Genomic DNA, 19,943 nt, shown 5'->3' with positions numbered 1-19,943 from the left:
CCTTGCTTGCCCAAAGTCAAGACCGATTCAGGCGCATTCACCGGGCGAATCAGCAAGCGCCATCAATCGCAGCGCCCGCGAACGGGCTGCCATCCAGACATACACATCCAGGGATTCGATATGAACAAGCACGCATGGCCCATTCCTCATCAAGCAAAACCGTCGCGGCACATAGCAGCAGGCAAGCTGCGTGTGTTGCCCACCTGCTTGGCCATTGCAGCGATGTGCAGCGCGGGCCTTGCGCAAGCCAATGACTTCACCTGGAAGGGCGGCGCAGGGTCGGGCACGCAAAACATGAGCAATGCCCAGAATTGGACGCCGAGCTTCCGCCCACCCGGCCGTAGCGACGTCATCCACTTCGGCACATCGACTTTCACGACGGTCGTGAGTGACCTGTTTTCCTGCTGCAACCAAGTTGTCTTTGACGTGGGTGCGAACGCCTTCACGCTTCAGGGCGCGAGCAACACCCTTTGGAACCTCGACAACGGCATTGTCAACAAGAGCAGCAAGGTGCAAACGATTGATTGGGGAAGCAAGGTGGGCTTCGCCATCCAAGCGGATCAGACCTGGGACGGCGGCACGGCCGGCATGCTCATCACCGGTGACATGATCCAGCGAAGGAATCTGACACTGTCCAACAAGGTCGTCTACAAGAATTTCGCCTCCGCCTCCATCAGTGACGACGCCAATTCGACCGTCGGCTTGACCATCAATTCCGGCAGCAGCTACAGCACAGCGGGGACCTTCACCGTTAGCGGCGGCTTCCCGACCAGCAGCGGCTCCATCCAGGTGCAAGGCGTGGGCAGCAGCTTGCTCGTCGGCACAGAACTGAACCTGGGCGACGTCGGCAGCGGCACCTTGCTGATCGACTCCGGCGCCAGCGCCTCCAGCAAGAACCTGACCTTGGGTAGGACCGGGACCGCAAAGATGACGGTGGACGGCGCCGGCTCGAGCTTCGAGGCTGGCAATGTGGCACTCAGCAACAGCGACTTGATCGTCTCGGGCGGTGGCACCTTCACCACCACCGGCAATATGGGCTCCGGCCAGACCAATGTGAATTTCAGCATCACGGTCAAGGACAAGGGCACGCTATTCAAGGCAAACACAGACCAAAGAGGCCTCTATCTGGGCGGCCAAGGCAATGGGCTGATGCAGCTCAGCAATGGCGCCGCTGCCGACATCAACGCCCTTTTTATGGGTCAAAAAGGCAATGGCGGTTTTGGCGTCATTGAAGCGACAGGACTTGGAACCACATTGAAAACCGGCTTCGTCGAGGGCAACGCGGGCCTTCTGAACGTGTCCAACGGCGCCAAGTTTCAAGTCTTGAATTCGATGACGATGGGGCTGGCAGGAGACTCCAGCTTCGTGGCTGCGGTGGCAGGCAGCGGCGCGCTTTTGAGCGTGGCTCAGGCCATCACCGTGGGCGCCGATGGTGCCGGCCGGCTGGATGTTCTGGACGGCGGCGTTGTCGATGTCGGGCAACTGGTGATTAACAATCTTGGCGTCGTCAATCTGCAGGGCGGCCTCCTCAAGCTGGGGTCGGGCAAGATAGCCGGCAGCTTGAACTGGGAGTCCGGCACGCTCAATTTCAAGTCGAACTACGCCACGGGCGACTTCCTGGGCCACGACATGGTGCTCAGCGCCGGCCAGATCCTCAAGGGTGACGCCCAAATCCGTGTGGGCGCGGGCGATAGCCTCACCTTCGCAGGAGGGGCGCTGCAGGCGATTGATTTCCAAATGGATGTGAATGCCTCCGCCACCGTGGGCCGCGCCAGCAGCCTGGCGGCCAACACCGTCAAGAACTACGGGCGCCTGATGCTGGACGGCGGCTCGGTGAACGGCGCCGTGCTCAACGCCGGCACCATGACCGGCTCGGGCACTATCCGCGCCAACGCGGCTCAGGCAGGCTTCACCAACAGTGGCCGGTTTGACCAGGGTGACTATGTTGAACTGGCCAATTCAGGCAGCAACGTCAATACCGGCGTTTGGGCCTTGAGCAGGGGCGGCGCCCTCCAACTGAGATCAAGCAACCTGAATAACCAGGGCTTGCTGACCTTGGCCGGCGCCAGCATCGGCGCTTTTGATGCCACCAGCGTCCTGAGCAATGAGGCGAGCGGCACGATCAGCGGCAATGGCGTCATCAGCGCCAAGTTTGCCAACCAGGGCAGCCTGATCGTCGATGGCGGCAAGCTCGCCATCGACAAGAGCTTTGCCAACGGCGGCCAGATCCTCTTGACTTCGCCCATCGCCAGTCTGAGTGGCGGGGCGATCGACAACACGGGCCGCATCGAAGGTCTGGGCCAGATCGGCAATGCCATCAACAACCAAGGCTTTGTCAGCGCCAAGGGCGGCACCTTGACGCTCGCCGCTGCGGTGAGCAACGGCGGTACGCTGACCGTGGGCCGCGACGCGACCCTGCTCCTGACCCAGGGCCTGCAGCCGAACATGGGCAAGATCCAGCTCGCCGGCGGCAGCTTCGACAACAACGGCAAGTCCCTGCTCAATCAGGCCTCCGGCGTGATCAGCGGTTTCGGTGAAGTGCGCAGCGGCCTGCTCAGCAATAACGGCAAGGTTTTGCTGAGCGGCGGCAACTCGACGATCTACGCTGACGTGCTCAGCACCGCTGCCAGCCAGATCATTCTTTCTGGCAATAGCAATAGCACCTTCTACGGCAATGTGGATGTGCAAAACGGCGCCGAACTGCGCGTGTCGACCGGCTCGGTCGCGACCTTTTTCGGCACCGTTCAACAGCGCACCGGCGCCAAGTTCAGCGGGGCGGGCGCCAAGCGATTCGAAGGCACGCTGACTGTGGGTGCATCGCCGGGCCTGGGCAGCGATGAGGGCGATGTGGAGTTCGGCGACAGCAGCACCTACTTGGCCGAGATTGGCGGCATCACCGCTTGCACCTTGCGCTGCGGCAGCGATGAGGCGTTCAAGAACAGCAGCTTTGACAAGTACATCGTGGCCGGCAATCTGAGCCTGAACGGCACGCTCAAGCTGACTTCTTGGAACGGCTTTGTGGCGCAAAAGGGCCAGAGCTTTGACCTGCTGGACTGGGGCACGGTGACCGGAACTTTCGCCGACATCGATGCCAGCGGTTTCAAGCTCGCTGCGGGGACGGCCTTGGACTACAGCCAGCTCTACACGAACGGCGAAATCAAGGTGGTGGCCGCTGCGGTGCCCGAGCCCGAGAGCTATGCCTTGATGTTGGCCGGGCTGGTGATGCTGGCTTGGCGCCGCCGCAAGCTGAGCTGAGCTGATGCTCAGTTGAAGTCCAGGGCCGGCAGCCGGCCCATCCATCCCAGACAACCCTTGCCAGCCAGGAGCTGCCATGCTTTCACTTTCAACAAGCCCTGCCGCGCGCAGGCTGAGCGCGCCCTTGCTGGCGGCGCTGAGCTTGGCGCTGCCGGGCGGCGCGGCCATCGCGCAGACCGGCGCGCCAGCCAATTCAGCCCCATCCACTCAGGCCATCGAGCAAGTCGTCATCAAGCTGCTCAAGAGCCGGCCCGAGCTGGTGCGCGAAGCGCTGGACGAGTTGCAGCGCCGCGAGCTGGCTGGCCATGCCCAGCAGGAAAGCAAGGCCCTCGCCGCTTCTGCCAAAGCCATTGCCGACGCATCCGACGCCACGGTCTTAGGCAACCCGGCCGGCGATGTGACGCTGGTGGAGTTCATCGATTACCACTGCGGCTACTGCAAGAAGCTGGCCCCCAGCATCGAGGCCTTGATCCAGCGCGATAGTCAGCTGCGCGTGCTGGTCAAGCACCTGCCCATCCTCGGGCCTGAGTCGATTGCGGCGGCGCAGCTGGCCTTGTCGGCAGGCCAGGGCGCCACGGCGCAGCAGGTGCACAAGGCCTTGCTGAGCGCTGATGCCATTGACGCCGCCAGCCTGCAGGCCATCAGCCGCCAGTTCGGCCTCAAACCGGTGGACGTGGTGGCAGTGAACCGCCAGCTCGGTGAGGTACGCGTGCTGTCGGAGCGGCTGGGTATCCAGGGCACGCCGGCCATCGTCGTCGGCGATGTGATGTTTCGGGGGGCCGTCGGCACCGAGCAACTCGCCGCAGCGATCGACGCGGCACGGCGAGCTCAGTCTGCCAAGTCAGCCAAGGCGGGAAGCAAGCCGGGGGCTGAAATCCGCCGCGTGGCGCGCCCCACTTGATCGTCACCCTCTTGCCCTCATCGGAGTCATCACCATGAATTGGTTTTCTCGCTTCTTGATCACGCTGCTGACGACCGGCGCCTTCGCGTCGGCGCACGCCGCTGATACCTCCTACAACGTCGTTGCCAGCAATGGCCAATGCCTGGACAGCAGCGGCGTTCTCAGCCCATGCGGCAAGACCGAGCAGCGCTTCGTCTTCGGCGCTGACGACACGGTCTATCTGCCCGGCAGCGACGGCAAGCGCTATTTGCAGGGCAATCTGTTTGCGAGCAAGACGGTCAGCTTCAGCACCGCGCTGTCCACCGGCAACGCCAGCACCTACTGGAGCCGCCCCGGCGGCAATCAACTGCAACTCAGCCAATCCCGGGCGATGTCGGCCATGTGCTTGTCATGGCAGTTGGTGGGCACTGTGAAGCCAGGCGTGCTGAGCGCCGAACTCGCGCTGTGCTCGGCCACGGCAGCCAACCAGAAGTGGAGCTTGGCCAACCCCTTACCCGTCGATTTGGCCGACGCCAGCAAGACCCAGGTCAGGAGCAGCACGCGCAACTGCTTGCAGCAGGTGGATTTCACATCGCCGCTCTCGACCAGCAAGTTGAACGTGTCGGCATGTACGGGGACGGCAAAGAGCGAGTACTTTCGCTTCACCAACCAGGGCGCCATCGTGTTGAATGGCTATTGCCTGACGACATCGGGCGATGCGGGCTCCGCCGTCGGCCTGGGCAGTTGTGGCGAGACCGGTGTGCCGCCCGCACCCAATCAGAAGTGGAAGCGTGGCAGCAACTCCAGCATTGTGTCGCCCAGCGGCCTGTGCCTGAGTCAAAAAGGGACCGGCGTCGTCCTTCAGACCTGCGATGCCGGAAATGTGTTCCAGTACTGGAGCACCAGCAGCGTCGTGGCCAACAACTGGCCGCAGGGCCTGGCCGACAAGCCCACCACCTATGTCAAGGACCAAACCTTGAGCGCTGGGCAGGTGACGACGATCGTCAACTGGATTCAGGGCGAAACCTCGATCAGCAGCACCCCGTTCTGCTACAAGACCGCTGCCTACGACCGAGGTGTTGGCATCTTGCCCGGTTGTGCCGACGGCCAGTATCAGGACGGCGCTCTGTGCTATTCCAACTGCCGCAGCGGCTACCACCCCGTCGGGTCGGTGTGCTGGAGCGACCGCAAGCTCTCCTACCAGCCGGGCAACCACTGCACGGCGCGAGACGCGTTGGGCACCTGCTGGGCCTGGGCGATGAACAGCTGCGACGAGGGCTATACCGGTGACCGGATTGCCACCTGCTGGCTCAACAAGCCCTCGTATCAAAACGGCGCCGGCAGCTTGCTGAAATCGTGCAAGTCCAATCGCGAGTTGCAAGCCGGTCTGTGCTATCTCAAACCCCGCGATGGCTATCAGTGCAACGTCACCAACTGCAACCAGCGTTGCGCCTCGGGCCTCGCCGATTGCGGCGCGGCAGCTTGCGCCAGCAACGCCAACCAATGCGTCAACACCATCAGCAATATGGTGGTCAGCACGGCCATGATGATTGGCAGCTTTGCCACGGCGGGCGCGATGGGCGAGGCCAAGGTTGGGGCGATGACCGCCAAAGAGGCCTACAAAATTGCCGACACCGCTGAGAAGTTGGCGAGTGCCACCGTCGCGCTGTCGAGCAACATCAACAATTTCATGAACCTGGCAGAGAAGAATTTGGCTTCGATTTCGAGCACCGACATCGAGGCCAAGATTGCCGCCAGGTACCCACGAGATTCGGCCGACTATCGGCACATCGCCCGTGAATGGGCGGCGCGGCAGATGCTGTTCTACATCTCCGACTTGATCAAGGATCTCGACACCATCATCATCACCTCGGTGGACCCGAGCGGCATCACCGGTGTCGTCGATGCCTTTGCCAAGCCGCCCTGCAAAGACCACACGCCCATGCCCTGATGGATGAGCGCCATGCGCCCGACTTCAGGGTGCATGGCCATTGCACAGGGCTGCAGGTCCGACGCCGAAGCGCGGCATTCAATGCCAACAAGGGGACGCCATGGACCTTGTGCCCGAAGCCTTGCCCTGGTTGCTAGCCCTGGCCGGCTTGGTCTTGTTCTGCGCGAGCCTGGAGGGCCTGCTGCGCAGCTATGTGCTGCAGCTGCCCTACGACTGGCGGGCTTTTGCAGCGTCCATGGCCGATTTTGCGGGCCGTCGCTTGATCGATGGACTCGGCCTGACCTTGGCTGCGCCGCTGCTGAACTGGGCCTATGTGAACCGGCTGCAGACGCTTGAACTGGCCGGACCGCAGGCCTACCTGCTGCTCTTTATCGGACAAGAGTTCTGCTACTACGGCTACCACCGCGCAGCCCACCGCGTGCGCTGGTTCTGGGCCACGCATGCGGTGCATCATTCATCCAACGAGCTCAACCTCTGCGCCGCGGTACGCCTGGGCTGGACCGGCAAGCTCAGCGGCACGGCGGTATTCTTTGCGCCCTTGATCTGGCTGGGCTTTGCACCGATGGCTGTGGCGGCGGCGGTGGCGGCCAATCTGCTCTATCAGTTCTGGCTGCACGCCAGCTGGATACCCAAGCTGGGGCCGCTTGAGTGGGTCTTCAACACGCCCTCTCACCACCGCGTGCACCACGGCAGCAATACCGAATACCTAGACGCCAATTTCGGCGGCGTGCTGATCGTGTTTGACCGCTTGTTCGGCAGCTTTGTGGAAGAGCGGGCCGATATCGCCATCCGCTATGGGCTGAACCCTCCGCTGCTCAGCCACAACCCCGTTCACATCGCCACCCACGCCTGGGTGGCCTTGGCCCGAGACCTATGGCACGCCGGCAGTTGCTGGCGCGCTGTGAAGATGCTTCTGGGGCCGCCGGGAGGCCGGCCCAAGCCTTGAATCCCCTCAGTGACCGCCGCCCAAATACGCCGCCTTCACCGCCGGGTCATCACGCAGCTTTTCTGCCGGGCCGTGCAGGGAGATGCGGCCGTTTTCCAGCACATAGCCGTAGTCGGCCACGCCTAACGCGGCTGCGGCGAATTGTTCGACCAGCAGCATGGTCACGCCCTGCTCCTTGAGCCGCGCGATGATGCGAAAGACTTCCGCCACCAGAATCGGCGCCAAGCCCATCGATGGCTCGTCCAACAACATAACGTCCGGGTTCAACATCGTGGCGCGGGCCATGGCCAGCATTTGCTGCTCGCCACCTGAGAGCGTGCCGGCGAGTTGCTCGCGGCGCTCTTTCAGGCGCGGAAAGAGTTCCATCGCGCGTTCCAGATCGGCCGCCACATCGCCCTTGGGCCGGCTGCCGGTGTAGCGCGGGAAGGCGCCCAGGCGGAGGTTGTCGGTCACCGTCATGGTGGCAAACACGCGCCGGCCTTCGGGTGAATGGGCCAGGCCGCGGCGGGCGATGTCGTAGGACTCCATACCGTCGATGCGCTTGCCGTTCAGGCTGATCTCACCCGCCGTGGGCGCGATCATGCCGCTAACGGCACGCATGGTGGTGGTCTTGCCGGCGCCGTTGGAGCCGATCAGCGTAACGACCTTGCCCTTGGGTACGTGCATGGAAATGCCGTGCAGCACTTGCACCTTGCCGTAGCCGGCGCTGAGGTTCTTGATTTCAAGCATGTCAGAAGTCCTTCAACTCACGAGGCTTGGCCGCCGAGGTAAGCCTCGATGACTTTTTCGTCCGCTTGCACCGCAGCGGGCAGGCCCTCGGCAATCTTCTGGCCGAAGTCCAGCACCGAGACGGTGTCGCACATGCTCATCACCACATCCATATGGTGCTCGATCAAGATCACGGTCACGCCATGCTCGCGGATCTTGCGGATGATGGCGATCAGCTCCTTGATGTCGGGCGCGGTCAGGCCGGCCGCCGGCTCGTCCAGCAAGAGCAGTTGCGGGTCCAGCGCCAGCGCGCGGGCAATTTCCAGCAGGCGCTGCTTGCCGTAAGGCAGGTTGCGGGCCTCTTCGCCGGCCAGGTCGGCCAGGCCCACAAAGCGCAGCAGGCCCAGCGCACGCGCGGTGTTCTCGCGGTTCTCACGCAAGTAACGCGGCAGGTGCAAGGCCACATCGAGCAGATTGCTCTTGAAGCTGTGATGCAGGCCGACCAGCACGTTCTGCAAGGCGCTCATCTCACCAAAGAGCTGCACGTTCTGGAAGGTGCGCGCAATGCCCGAGAGCGCGATGTCTGACGAGGTGCGCCCGCCCAGGCTGCGGCCACCGAAGCTCACGGTGCCAGCGGTGGGCACGTAGATGCCGGTCAGCACATTCATCATCGTGCTCTTGCCCGAGCCATTCGGGCCGATCAGGCCGTGGATGGTGCCGCGCTTGATCGACAGGTCCACATTGTTCAGCGCCTTCAGGCCGCCAAACTGCATCAGGATCTCCTTGGCTTGCAGCAACTCGTCACCGGCGGTGCCGCCGGGATGGCTCAGCGCATCGCCCTTGTTGGGCAGGTTGACCGCGTCATCCGCATCGCTGGCGGCGTGGCCGCGCAGGTTCAGCGCGTTGCGCACAAAGCCGACGATGCCGTCTTGCAGGTAGTACACAACGAACAAGGTGATCAGGCCGAACACCGACAAGCGCCAGTCCGTCATGGTCTGCAGCTTGAAGGACAGCGCCGCCAGCGCCACGCTGCCCACCACCGGAATGGCAGCCGCCTGCAGCGTGGACTTGCCACGCTTGAGCGCCACGCCCGAGGCCACCATCACAATCACCGCCAGCACCACCGAGACGATGCGGAACAACTCCAGGTCATCCAGCAGCTTGGGCAGCATCACGATAATGGCCGCACCTAAGAGCGCACCTGTGCGGGTCTTGCGTCCGCCCATGATGATGGCCAACAGGAACAGCACCGTCTGCTCAAAGTTGTAGGTATTGGGCGAGATGTACTGCTCGGAGTAGGCATACAGCGCGCCCGCCAAACCGGCTAGGCCCGCGCTGATCACAAAGGCGTACACCTTGTAGAGATACACCGACACGCCCATGCAGTCCGATGCCACCGGGCTACCACGCAAGGCCTCAAACGCCCGGCCCAGGTGCGAGCGCAGCACGCGGTGCACAAACACCAGCGAAGCCAGCAGCATCACCGCCACCACCCAGTAGTACTCGGTCTCATCCAGCTGATGGCCGAAGAGGCTGGGCTTGGTCAGCGTGATGCCCATCGGGCCTTCGGTCAGGAAGGTCATCTCGTTGATGAGGATCTGAATGATGGTGCCGAAGGCCAAAGTGACCATGGCCAGATACGGCCCCATCACCCGCAGCGCCGGCAACGCCAGCAAGGCACCAAAGCCCGCCGTCACCAGAATCGCCGCCGGCAGCGTGATCCACAGTGGCGCCGCCAGCTTGAACACCAGCACACCGGCCGTGTAGGCGCCGATGCCGAACAGGCCCGCATGGCCCAGCGACACCTGCCCCGTGTAGCCCACCACAATGTCCAGGCCGAACAGCACGATCGCGTAGATCATGATGGTCTCGACCAAATGGATGTAGTACGGGTTGCCGGAGATCAGCGGGAAGGCAGCCAGGGCCGCGATGGCCACGGCGCCGGCAATGAATTTCTTAGCATTCAACATCGCGTCAGACCTTTTTGATCGCTGTCTTGCCGAACAGACCCGCCGGCTTCACCGCCAGCACGATCAAGAGCAGCACCAAGCCCGGCACATCCTTGTAGCCGGTGGACAGGTAGAAGCCCGTGGTGGTCTCCACCACGCCGAGAATCACGCCGCCAACGATGATGCCCATGCCGCTGGTCAGGCCGCCGATGATGGCCACCGCAAACGCCTTCAGGCCCAGCACCGCGCCCATGGTGGCGCCGGTCAGCGTCAGCGGCGCAATCAACACGCCGGCAAAGGCCGCCGTCATCGACGACAAGGCGTAGGAAAAAGTGATCACCAAGCCGGTGTTGATGCCCATCAGCTTGGCCGCATCGCGGTCATTGAAGGTGGCCACCACGGCCTTGCCGTAGATGCTGCGGCGGTTGAACAACTCCACCGCCAACATCATCAAGAGCGCGCCCACCACCACCAAGATTTCCATCGGCAGCACATTGGCGCCCAGGAAGTGCAGAGGCGACTCAGGCAGCGGCGAAGGGAACTTCAAGTCGTCGCGGCCCCAGACGTTTTCGGCCACGTTCTTGAAGATGATGCCCAGCGCGATGGTGGACATGATCCAGCCAAACTCCGACTTCATCTTGATGGCGGGCCGCACACCGATGCGTTCCACCACCGCGCCTTGCAAAGCGCCGAACAGGCAAACCAGCGGAATCATCATCCAGTAGTTCACGCCCCAACCCACCAGCGACAAACCCACCAACGCGCCCAGCATCAGGGCGTCGCCCTGGCCGAAGTTGAGGGTGTCAGAGGTCGCGAAAGTGAGCTGATAACCGAAGGCGATGACGGCGTAAATCATGCCCAGGGCAATGCCGCTGAACACGAGTTGGGTCAAGATTTGCATGGCGTGGCCTTGCGTTGAAGAAAAGGGATCTGAAAGAGATTCAAAGCTGAGCAAGCAAACAGATACAGCCGAAAACTTAGCCAGCGGCGGCAGCGATGGGCTTCTGAAACCCACGCTGCACACCGGCTAGCCTTCAACTGATTGACTGCCTACTTGCTCGCTTGCTGACTCAGCACCGCGCTTGCGTCAGCGCGAGCGGGCTGACTCATCACTTCTTCTGGCTCAAAGCGCCCTTGGCGTTGACGTCTTTGACGCGCACTTCGGAGGCCTTCTTGAAGTCAGCCTCGTAGGCGTAAACCACGCGCTGGCCCTTGACCTCGCCGAACACCGGGATGTTGGCGGTAATGGCTTCATGGTCCGTCTTGGTGAAGGGCTTGTTGTAGGTGGTGACCACACCTTCCACCGGCGCCTTCAAGTCTTCCAGCGCGGCCTTGACCTTGGGGCCTTCGGTGCCGCCGGCCTGCTTGATGGCTGCGGCCAGCAGGTAGATGGAGTCGTAACCCTGCGCGGCCGAGACCGGCGAGTCGATGCGCGCGTTCTTGGGGTTGAAGGTCTTCAGGTAGTTGATGATGAAGCTCTGGCGCTTGGGCGTTGTGGGCTCCTGGATGAAGGTTTGCGGCATGCGCGCGCCTTCTCCGCCGGGGCCGGCGTTGTCGATGAAGTTGGCCATCGACAAGGTCCAGCTGCCGATCATCGGCACCTTCCAGCCCAGCTTGGTCATGCCGTTGGCAATCTGCGCCAGCTCAGGGCCAATGGCGTACGTCAGGATGGCTTCCGCACCCGCTTCCTTGGCCTTGAGCAGCTGGGCGGTCATGTCCACATCCTTGATGTTGAACTTCTCCACCGCCACTGGCTTCACGCCCTTCAGGTCCAGCGCCTTTTCCAAGTCAGCGCGGCCAAGCTGGCCGTAGTTGGTGGAGTCCGCCAGGATGGCCACTTTCTTGTAGCCGCGGCGGCCAATCGCCTCTTCCACAATCATCGGCGCCTGAATGCTGTCATGCGCGGCATTGCGGAAGATGTAGTTGTCCGGCTGGTTGGCAAACTGCTGGGTGATCAAGGAGCCGGTGGCCACATTGTTCATCACCGGGATCTTGGCTTCTTGGTAGAAGCGCTGCGAGGCCAGGGCCACGCCGGTGTTGATGTAACCCACCGTGGCGGCGACCTTCTCTTTGTTGATCAGCTCTTGCGCGATCTGCACGCCGCGTTCGTTCTTGGCCTCGTCGTCGCGCTCCACCAGCAGCAGCTGGCGGCCCAGCACGCCGCCGGCCTTGTTGATTTCATCGGCGGCCAGGCGCACGCCGTCGCGCATGCTCACGCCCATCGACGAAGAGCCGCCGGTGAACGGGCCGGACACACCGATCTTGATCGGCTCCGCAGCCAGGGCTGAGAAACTGAAGGCCGCCAAGGCCACAGCGGTCAATGTCTGAGTGATGTGTTTGCTCATGGTGCTTGTCTCTTCCGTGTTGATCTATAGCGCTTCGCAAACGGCCCGCAACAACCGGGGCGGCGGATGCTAGGCAAAGTATGAGCCCGCGGCTTTCAGCTAGCTGACACTGGGCTTGCTGCTTCGGTACAAACCATGCCCAGACAAACCCTGATGGAGCCTGCAGGGACAATGCGCCAATGAAGACACCCAAAAGACTGCAGTCCCTCCTGGAAGAGGGTTTGATCGACAGCGTGCAACGCCAACTGATGAGCGGCAAGGAAGCGCAGGTGTTCGTGGTGCGCTGCGGCGATGAAACCCGCTGCGCCAAGGTTTACAAGGAAGCCACCCATCGCAGCTTCCGCCAAGCGGTGGACTACACCGAGAACCGCAAGGTCAAAAACAGCCGTGAAGCCCGCGCCATGGCCAAGGGCAGCAAGTTCGGCCGCGAAAAGCAAGAAGAAGCCTGGCAAAACGCCGAGGTCGATGCGCTCTACCGCCTGGCCACCGCCGGCGTGCGCGTGCCCAAGCCCCACCTCTTCTTTGAAGGCGTGCTGCTGATGGAACTGGTGTGCGACGCCGACGGCGCCGCCGCCCCGCGCTTGAACGACAGCCAGTTCACGCCCGAGCAGGCACACCAACACCACGCCAGCCTGATCCGAGAAGTGGTGCGCATGCTGTGCGCGGGCGTGGTGCACGGCGACTTATCTGAATTCAACATCCTGCTGGCCGCAGACGGCCCGGTCATCATCGACCTGCCCCAAGCCGTGGACGCCGCCGGCAACAACCACGCCCAACGCATGCTGCTGCGCGACGTAGAAAACCTGCGCAACTTCTTCGGCCAGTTCGCCCCCGACCTGCTGCAAAGCGACTACGGCAACGAGATCTGGGCGCTGTACCAGCGCGGCGCCTTGACCGTCGAATCCCCCCTGACCGGCCGCTTTGAGCGCAATGCCAAACCCGTGGATCTGCGTGGCGTGATGCGCGAGATTGACGACGCGCGGGATGAGGATGCGGCGAGGCGGTTGAGGATGCAGACGAGGGAGTGATTGAGTGGCCTGGCGGGCTCGGGTGGCTGATGCGGGATGGCAGTTGCCGGGCCGGATTGAAGTGGATTGAAGACCAACTCCGGCACGCTAGACCTTCAACCGCTAGGGCAGCCCGTCCAGGCGACAGCCCCACTCAACGACACGGCACCTGTCCCACCTAGGGAAAGCACCGAGAAAAGTACGCGCGCGCCATAACGTTTTATTGCAGCGGTACTGGCAACATGCTGCCAGTTGCGGCTCACATGCATTTTCAATGCATGTGCCACTTTTGCTGGAAATTCAATGCCAATTGAGTTGCGCAAAAAATTGCTTCTCCAATTTTCCAACAATCTCTTACTTGCCCGACAGCACGGACTTAAACGGCAGCATTCCGACTTAAGAAGCAATGACTGTCGCCACAGAACACGTTAGATCTAGCAAAAATTATCTGCATCCTCTAAATGAAATAAGAAGGATGCAATAAGTTATGGCAAAAACAATATGTCAGATGTGAATTACCAAAAACAAGCACAGGACTATTACAGTAAGGCCCCACTTATCATCCTGGGCAGCGGTGCATCTGCTGCCCATGGCATGTCTGGCATGTGGGGGCTTGCAAGACACTTAGTTCTAAATACGGACACGTCAGAATTATCCGAAGGCGAGGTAGAAGCCTGGAGGAAATTCTGTGAGGTCTTAGATGCCGGCGTTGATCTGGAATCAGCGCTGCATCAGGTGGCTGTAACAGATGAACTGACTTCCAGAATTATCAAAGCAACCTGGGAGCTCATCAACGCTGAAGACATTAAAATATTCAAAGAATGTCTACAGAACCAGGGGATGTTTCCGCTTAGTCGACTGCTACGCCACATGTTCAAGAGCAGCCTTACTAAATTAAACATCATCACTACGAACTACGACAGACTGGCCGAATATGCCTGCGACCAAGAGCGAATTCACCATTATTCGGGCTTCACGCACGGTTTTTTTCGGCAACTAGCTGCACCGAATGAGATAAATTCCACCCGCAGGGTAAACATCTGGAAGGTACACGGTTCGCTAGATTGGTTCAAATCGCCACTCGAAGACATTGTGGCGATTTCAAATATTCAAGGCATCCCTATCAACTACAAGCCAGAAATCGTAACCCCAGGCACACAAAAATATCAAACAACGCACTTAGAGCCATATCGCTCAATCATCAACAATGCTGACCTAGCCATTACTGCAGCGAACTCCTACCTGTGCATTGGCTACGGCTTCAATGATGAGCACATTCAGCCAAAACTCATGGCCAGATGTCAGCGCCAGAATACCCCGATCACGATTATCACATATGGTCTTTCAGATGCTGCCAGGAGGCTAATTACTGACGGCAGAGCACGAAATTACCTAGCAATAGAGCGGGGAGCAACAGACGACCAGTCGATTGTCTACTCATCTTTGGATAAGACTCCGGTAACTGTTGAGAGAAACTTATGGAGCCTTGACGGTTATCTGTCACTCATCATATAGGAAGAAGAAATGCCGATATTTAATTTCAAGGATGAGGACGCGCTTGGGAAGGTAGCCTCCGTCGATACGACAAACGTTATTGTGGACGTAGAAAATATCGACCAACTTAAAAGGTTGCAAGTCAACCATTTGGCCGTACTCCAGAGCAGCAGGCCTGGGCAGCATCTCATAGGGCTCATTACCCAGGTGACCCGAAAGCGGGGTGTCGAAGACATTGCCAACGACGGTATCAGCGAGCAGACCTCAGAATTGAATCTGTGCAAAATCGCCTTGATTGGCACCATGCTGGATCGTGATGGAGACAGAGAAAAAGTTTTTCGCCGCACTCTTGAAAGCGTCTCAGAAATTGACGCAAATTGCTTTTCTCTAGAGGGCGAAAATCTAACCGCCTTTATGCGTACGCTCTCTAGTGTTTCAGCAGATGGCAATGCCCTGACTCTGGGAAAATACACACTGGACGAACACGCGGTTGCCTATCTCAACGGTAACAAGTTTTTCCAACGCCACGCCTTCATCGGCGGCAGCACCGGGTCGGGTAAGTCCTGGACGACAGCCAAGATTATTGAGCAGATGGCAGGACTCTCTACGGCCAACGCCATTGTTTTTGATCTTCATGGTGAATACTCGCCATTGGTGGGTGATGGTATTCAGCACTTCAAGGTGGCCGGACCCGCAGACGTGGAGGCAAACCGTACTATTCAAGATGGTGTGCTTTACCTGCCATATTGGCTGCTTTCGTATGACGCGCTCGTATCGATGTTTGTTGAGCGGAGTGATCAGAATGCGCCCAACCAAGCCATGATCATGTCCCGCGAGATCAACCAGGCCAAAAGAAAGTACCTAGAGGATGGCGACCAAAAGGAAATTCTCAAGCACTTCACCGTAGATAGCCCGGTTCCATTTGATCTGGATGTTCTGATGGGCAGGCTCAATGATATCAACGTGGAAATGGTTCCGGGGGCTTCTGCTGGTAAGGAAAAGCAGGGTGATTTTTTTGGAAAGCTCGCCCGAATGATTTCTCGCCTTGAGAACAAAATCTCGGATCGACGTTTGGGTTTTATGTTCAATGGCGGCGGAGACGTTCTAGATTTCTCCTGGCTTGAAAAGTTCACCACCGCCGTGCTCGGCAGTTCAGGAGAAAACGGCAAAGCCGGTATCAAGATCATCAATTTCTCCGAAGTACCATCAGACGTTCTTCCGCTGATCGTTTCCCTTGTTGCACGGGTTACGTTTTCCATCCAACAGTGGACACCTTCCGAGCTACGCCACCCGATAGCACTTTTGTGTGACGAAGCGCATCTTTATATGCCTCAGCGAAACATGGCAGAGTCAGCCGACGATATCTCCTTAGATATTTTTGAGCGCATTGCCAAGGAAGGCCGCAAGTACGGCGTCAGCCTTGTCGTGATAAGCCAGCGTCCGTCCGAGGTGAATAAGACAATGCTCAGTCAATGCAGTAACTTTGTTTCTATGCGGCTGACCAACGCAGAGGATCAGGGCGTTATCAAGAGGCTTCTTCCCGATAGCCTAGGTGGATTCAGCGATATCCTGCCGACCCTAGATACAGGAGAGGCCTTGGTTGTTGGTGATGCGAGCTTGCTGCCAAGCAGAATTAGGATCGACGAACCAAAAAACAAGCCGAATAGCGGAACTGTCAATTTCTGGGATGAATGGCAGAAACCAGTCAAGGACAAGCGCCTGTCAATTGCCGTTGATAACTGGCGCAAACAGAACATTCAATAGCAAGAGTCACGGCCTTCGCCGCGGACGCTCATACTTCGTAATTCCCCGGTAAGGCCAAATGGGCGTTCGCTAACACTGCGTTAGGTGTTGCGTCCCGTGTGATCATTTTCAATTCCAGCCCGGAGATCTGATGCCCTTGCCCTCCCACCTTGCCGCCAGCGCAGTACTGGCCTTTCTCTGCTGCACAGGCAGCGCATTGGCGCAATCTGGCGAAACTGCGGTGGACTTTGTCCTTTCCGAGGCGGTGCAGGAACGCTTGCGAGCCCATGTGCCTGCGCAGCGCCCGCCCAGCCCGCTCGCCTCACTGTCGGCTCAACAGGTGATCGATCACAAAGGGAACTTTGGCAGAAAGGTCGGCGTCAAGATCGAGTTCGTGATGAGCCGTCTGGAGAATGGCCTGACGGGTTCGCAATCCTCGGTGGTCATGGATGGCGGCAAGGGCATGGGCCGAGGCACCGGTCTGTCGCTGTGCGGGCTGATTGGCCTCTTGAGCGACTCGCAGTCCACGACGGACACGTCTTTGACCAGCGCCATACCGATTGGCAAGGTCATCTTGCCCTTTGGCATCAAGTCGAGCGTGGACTTCGCTAGCCGGCGCCGCATCGTGGCACTTGAAACCAATGCGCCCTCGCTCTGCATGCCGACGAGCGGGCTGGAGTTCACTTTCAAGACCGAGGAAGAGGTAACGATCAAAACATCGGGGCTGTTCGGCCGCACGAATCAGATCAAGCGCGTGCAAGAGTCCAAGTGCCGCGCCGCTGTGGACTTGCAACCCGCGTCGCAACTGGGGGCCGCACTCGTGGGCGACTACCGTGAGGTGAGCTGCGAAACTGTCTCAGGGGATGGCAAGCTGAGCAAGACCCGCTACGCCCATTTGCTGGCCTCCAGCTTTTACTTACCCATCGAAGAAATCGATGAGTGGCAAACCGCAACGACGCTCTATCCGAAGGTGTCGTACACCCAGGCTGAGTAAGGGGCCATATCGCCTAACTCGAACTAGCTGCCAGTGAGCATGCAGTCGCATGCCCAGAGTGCGGATTTCAGCGATCCCGGACAGTCATTTCAGCGTGATGGCGGACAGCGTTTCAAACTGATCGCGGACAGTTTGGGTGCGCGCAAGTGCCTGGGTTGATGGTAGCTCAGGTGTCCGCGATCAGCCTGAATTGGGCTGGCCCGGACGGTTCTGCGGTGGTTGGTTTGGTGCTCATACCGAGTCCTGTTTCTTGCGCAGCGACTCGCCCTTGAGCGCGATCTTTTGTGCCGAATGGACGATCCGGTCCAAGATGGCATCGGCCAATGTCGGGTCATCCAACCATTGGTGCCAGTTTGAGACGGGTAGCTGACTGGTGATGAGCGTCGAGCGGCTGCCGACCCGGTCGTCGAGCAACTCCAGCAGGTCGTTACGGTCGGCCGCCGTGACCGGTGCAATCGCAAAGTCATCGATGACCAGCAGGTCAATGCGCGCCAGTTGTGCCAGGCGCCGGCCGAAGGAGCCGTCGCCGTGGGCCACCCGCAGCTCTTCCAGCAGCCTCGGCGCCCGCGTGTACAACACCGCGAATCCCTGGCGTGCCGCCTGCTGGGCCAGCGCGCATGCGAGCCAGGTCTTGCCGCAACCCGTGGCCCCGGTGAGCAACACGTTGTGGCCGTGGCGCAGCCAGTCGCAGCCCGCCAGTTGGGTGATGAGGCTGCGATCCAGCCCGCGCGAGCCTCGCCAGTTGATGTCCTCGATGCAGGCGCTGCTGACCTTGAGCTTGGCCGCCTTGAGCAGCCGGGCCAGGCGTTTGCCGTCGCGCCAATCGACCTCGCGTTGCACCAGCATGGCCAGCCGCTCCTCGAAGGACAGCTCGGCCGCTGCCGTGCGGGTGGCGCCATCGGTAAGCGCCTGCACCATGCCGTCTAGGCGCAGGCTGCGCAGTTGATCCAGGGTGTGTTCGTTGAGCAAGAGCTTCTCCTTCTTCAGTGGGGTCAGTGGTAGTAATCGGGGCCGCGCACGTTGTCATGCAGCGGGAGTGCGGCCTGCGTGGCTTGGGCCGGCGCGGCTTGCCGGTCCAAGCCGGTGGCCAGGATCGACTTGACGCTTTGGTAGGTCGGCGAGCGAATCGACATGGCGCGAACGCAGGCCGCTTCCAGCCGCTCGTGGCCGAACTGGCGCGCCAGGCTTTGCAGGCCGAGGCAGGAGCGGTAGCCTTGCTCGGGGTGCGGCCGGTGTTCCATCTGCCAGCGCACCACGGCGGCTGTGGCCACGCCGATGTGCTCACCCCAAGCGATGAGCTTGGCTGGGGTCCACTCTCGGTGCGCCCGGTGGGAGGCCGGCATGTGCTCGGGCGCCGTCGTGTGCGCCCCGCGCCGGACGCTGTAGGCGTGCACGGCCACGCGTTGCTGGCCCGCCAGAATCTCCACCGTGGTCGAAGTGATGCGCAACTCGACCTGCTCGCGCACCAGCCGGTGCGGCACGCTGTAGTAATGGCCATCGAGTTCAACGTGATAGTCAATATTGACCCGGGCGCGCTTGAAGCGGGCGATGGGCATGCGCGCTGCCGGCAGGGGTTTGAGCAGCGGCCGATCCAAGGCCGCGAAGGCGCTGGCCCGACAGCCGGGTAGCTTCTTGAACGGCCGAGCGTTCAGGTCCACCAGCAACTCCCGGACAGCGGCGTTGAGCTCAGCCAGGGTGAAGAAGCGCCGGTGCCGCAGCCGCGCCAGAATCCAACGCTCGACGATTTGCACGCCGACCTCCACCTTGGGCTTGTCGCGGGGATGAGCAGGACGCGCGGGCAGCATCGCCACGTCGTAGTGGTCGCAGAACTCTTCGACCAGACGGCTAGGCGTGGCCTCGTAGCGGTCGGGCCGGGCGATCAGGGCGCGCGCCTGATCCGGCACGATCAGCCGGGGCACGCCACCCATGAACTCCAGCGCATCCATGATGGCGCCGACCCAGTCGGCTGCTGTCTGTGTCGGCGTGGCGCAGGCGAAGGTGTAGTTCGAGGCGCCGAGGACGGCCACGAAGATCTGCGCTTGCCGGATCTCGCCGGTGGCAGCGTCCACCAAGGGCACAGTCTGGCCGGCGTAGTCAATGAACAGGCGCTCGCCGGCCGGGTGGACCTGGCGCATCGAGCGCTTGAGGCCGGTGACCCAGGCGCGGTACTTCACGCAGAAGCTGGTGTACTTGTAGGCTTGCGAGCCGGCGTCGGTCAGACCGCGCTGGTACTCCTCCCAGAGCAATTGCAAGGTGACGCCGGGGCGCTTGAGTTCCTGGTGGACGAGGGCGAAGTCGGGCTCAAGCTGGGTGCTGGACCGAGGCACAGCGGGGCCGTACAAGCGAGCCTCCAAGGCGGCATCGTCCAGCGTCTGGGCGGCGGCCCAGTCCACACCGGCGGCGCGGGCCTTCATAACGACGCTATTGACGGTCGACTTGGCGATGCCAAGCACGCGCGAACACTCGCGCATGCTCAGGCCAGATTCAAGGTGAAGTCGAAGGGTTTGTCGAAGTTGGCGCATGTGAATCCTGGGAGTGGGCATGACGGACCGAAAAATCGGTCAGCATGCCTACGGCTCAGGTCACTTGCGCGCGCCAGGGGTGTCCGGGATCAGTTTGAAACGCTGTCCGCGATCAGCCTGAAATGGTGTCCGCCTTCGTCTGAAACGCT

General features: G+C 60.8%; 14 protein-coding genes. 8 read left to right on the top strand and 6 right to left on the bottom strand.

Annotated elements, in window-relative coordinates; translation table 11 throughout:
* The first annotated feature begins 192 nt into the window (after positions 1-192).
* The 4 genes from AT984_RS02890 to AT984_RS02875 all read left to right on the top strand — a co-directional run bounded on the left by AT984_RS02890 (position 193) and on the right by AT984_RS02875 (position 7,032).
* Positions 193-3,255, top strand: coding sequence for a PEP-CTERM sorting domain-containing protein (locus AT984_RS02890; protein WP_197418226.1), 3,063 nt, complete (start codon positions 193-195; stop codon positions 3,253-3,255).
* A 76-nt stretch (positions 3,256-3,331) separates the two neighbouring features.
* Entirely contained in the window at positions 3,332-4,156 is an 825-nt protein-coding gene (locus AT984_RS02885) for a DsbA family protein (protein ID WP_082679737.1), read from the top strand.
* A 34-nt stretch (positions 4,157-4,190) separates the two neighbouring features.
* Positions 4,191-6,086: an RICIN domain-containing protein gene (locus AT984_RS02880; protein WP_058718820.1), complete on the top strand. Its 1,896-nt coding sequence runs from the start codon at positions 4,191-4,193 to the stop codon at positions 6,084-6,086.
* 100 nt (positions 6,087-6,186) lie between these two features.
* Positions 6,187-7,032: a sterol desaturase family protein gene (locus tag AT984_RS02875; protein ID WP_058718819.1), complete on the top strand. Its 846-nt coding sequence runs from the start codon at positions 6,187-6,189 to the stop codon at positions 7,030-7,032.
* A 6-nt stretch (positions 7,033-7,038) separates the two neighbouring features.
* Here the strand turns inward: AT984_RS02875 and AT984_RS02870 are convergent, their stop codons facing one another.
* From AT984_RS02870 to AT984_RS02855, 4 genes are all read right to left on the bottom strand, one after another.
* A complete protein-coding gene (locus AT984_RS02870; protein ID WP_058718818.1) occupies positions 7,039-7,761 on the bottom strand; it encodes an ABC transporter ATP-binding protein in 723 nt (240 codons plus the stop codon).
* A gap of 17 nt (positions 7,762-7,778) precedes the next feature.
* On the bottom strand, positions 7,779-9,707 hold the full coding sequence (locus AT984_RS02865) for a branched-chain amino acid ABC transporter ATP-binding protein/permease (RefSeq protein WP_058722047.1): 1,929 nt from the start codon (positions 9,705-9,707) through the stop codon (positions 7,779-7,781).
* A 7-nt stretch (positions 9,708-9,714) separates the two neighbouring features.
* On the bottom strand, positions 9,715-10,590 hold the full coding sequence (locus tag AT984_RS02860; protein WP_058718817.1) for a branched-chain amino acid ABC transporter permease: 876 nt from the start codon (positions 10,588-10,590) through the stop codon (positions 9,715-9,717).
* Positions 10,591-10,798: 208 nt separating this feature from the next.
* Positions 10,799-12,034 carry an ABC transporter substrate-binding protein gene (locus tag AT984_RS02855; protein ID WP_058718816.1) on the bottom strand — a complete coding sequence of 412 codons (1,236 nt, stop codon included), beginning with the start codon at positions 12,032-12,034 and terminating at the stop codon, positions 10,799-10,801.
* A gap of 179 nt (positions 12,035-12,213) precedes the next feature.
* Between AT984_RS02855 and AT984_RS02850 the strand changes: the two genes are divergently transcribed.
* From AT984_RS02850 to AT984_RS02835, 4 genes are all read left to right on the top strand, one after another.
* Positions 12,214-13,062 (top strand): PA4780 family RIO1-like protein kinase, encoded by an 849-nt coding sequence (locus AT984_RS02850; RefSeq protein WP_058718815.1) that lies wholly within the window; start codon positions 12,214-12,216, stop codon positions 13,060-13,062.
* 480 nt (positions 13,063-13,542) lie between these two features.
* Positions 13,543-14,556: an SIR2 family protein gene (locus AT984_RS02845; RefSeq protein WP_058718814.1), complete on the top strand. Its 1,014-nt coding sequence runs from the start codon at positions 13,543-13,545 to the stop codon at positions 14,554-14,556.
* Positions 14,557-14,565: 9 nt separating this feature from the next.
* On the top strand, positions 14,566-16,299 hold the full coding sequence (locus tag AT984_RS02840; protein WP_058718813.1) for an ATP-binding protein: 1,734 nt from the start codon (positions 14,566-14,568) through the stop codon (positions 16,297-16,299).
* Positions 16,300-16,429: 130 nt separating this feature from the next.
* Positions 16,430-17,272, top strand: a complete 843-nt coding sequence (locus tag AT984_RS02835; protein ID WP_058718812.1) for a hypothetical protein — start codon at positions 16,430-16,432, stop codon at positions 17,270-17,272.
* Positions 17,273-17,503: 231 nt separating this feature from the next.
* On the opposite strand, the gene istB is transcribed toward AT984_RS02835, so the two are convergent.
* Positions 17,504-18,241, bottom strand: coding sequence for an IS21-like element helper ATPase IstB (istB, locus tag AT984_RS02830; RefSeq protein ID WP_058718811.1), 738 nt, complete (start codon positions 18,239-18,241; stop codon positions 17,504-17,506).
* Between the two features lie 23 nt (positions 18,242-18,264).
* The gene (gene istA / locus AT984_RS02825) at positions 18,265-19,815 is read right to left on the bottom strand and encodes an IS21 family transposase (RefSeq protein WP_058718810.1); all 1,551 of its coding nucleotides are present in this window, start codon (positions 19,813-19,815) and stop codon (positions 18,265-18,267) included.
* Between the last annotated feature and the right edge of the window lie 128 nt (positions 19,816-19,943).

Origin of the sequence: Paucibacter sp. KCTC 42545 (genome assembly GCF_001477625.1) — a bacterium.
GTDB lineage: Bacteria > Pseudomonadota > Gammaproteobacteria > Burkholderiales > Burkholderiaceae_C > Paucibacter_A.
The sequence above is the reverse complement of the archived record's forward strand: the minus strand, read 5'-3'. Positions and strand labels throughout refer to the sequence as shown.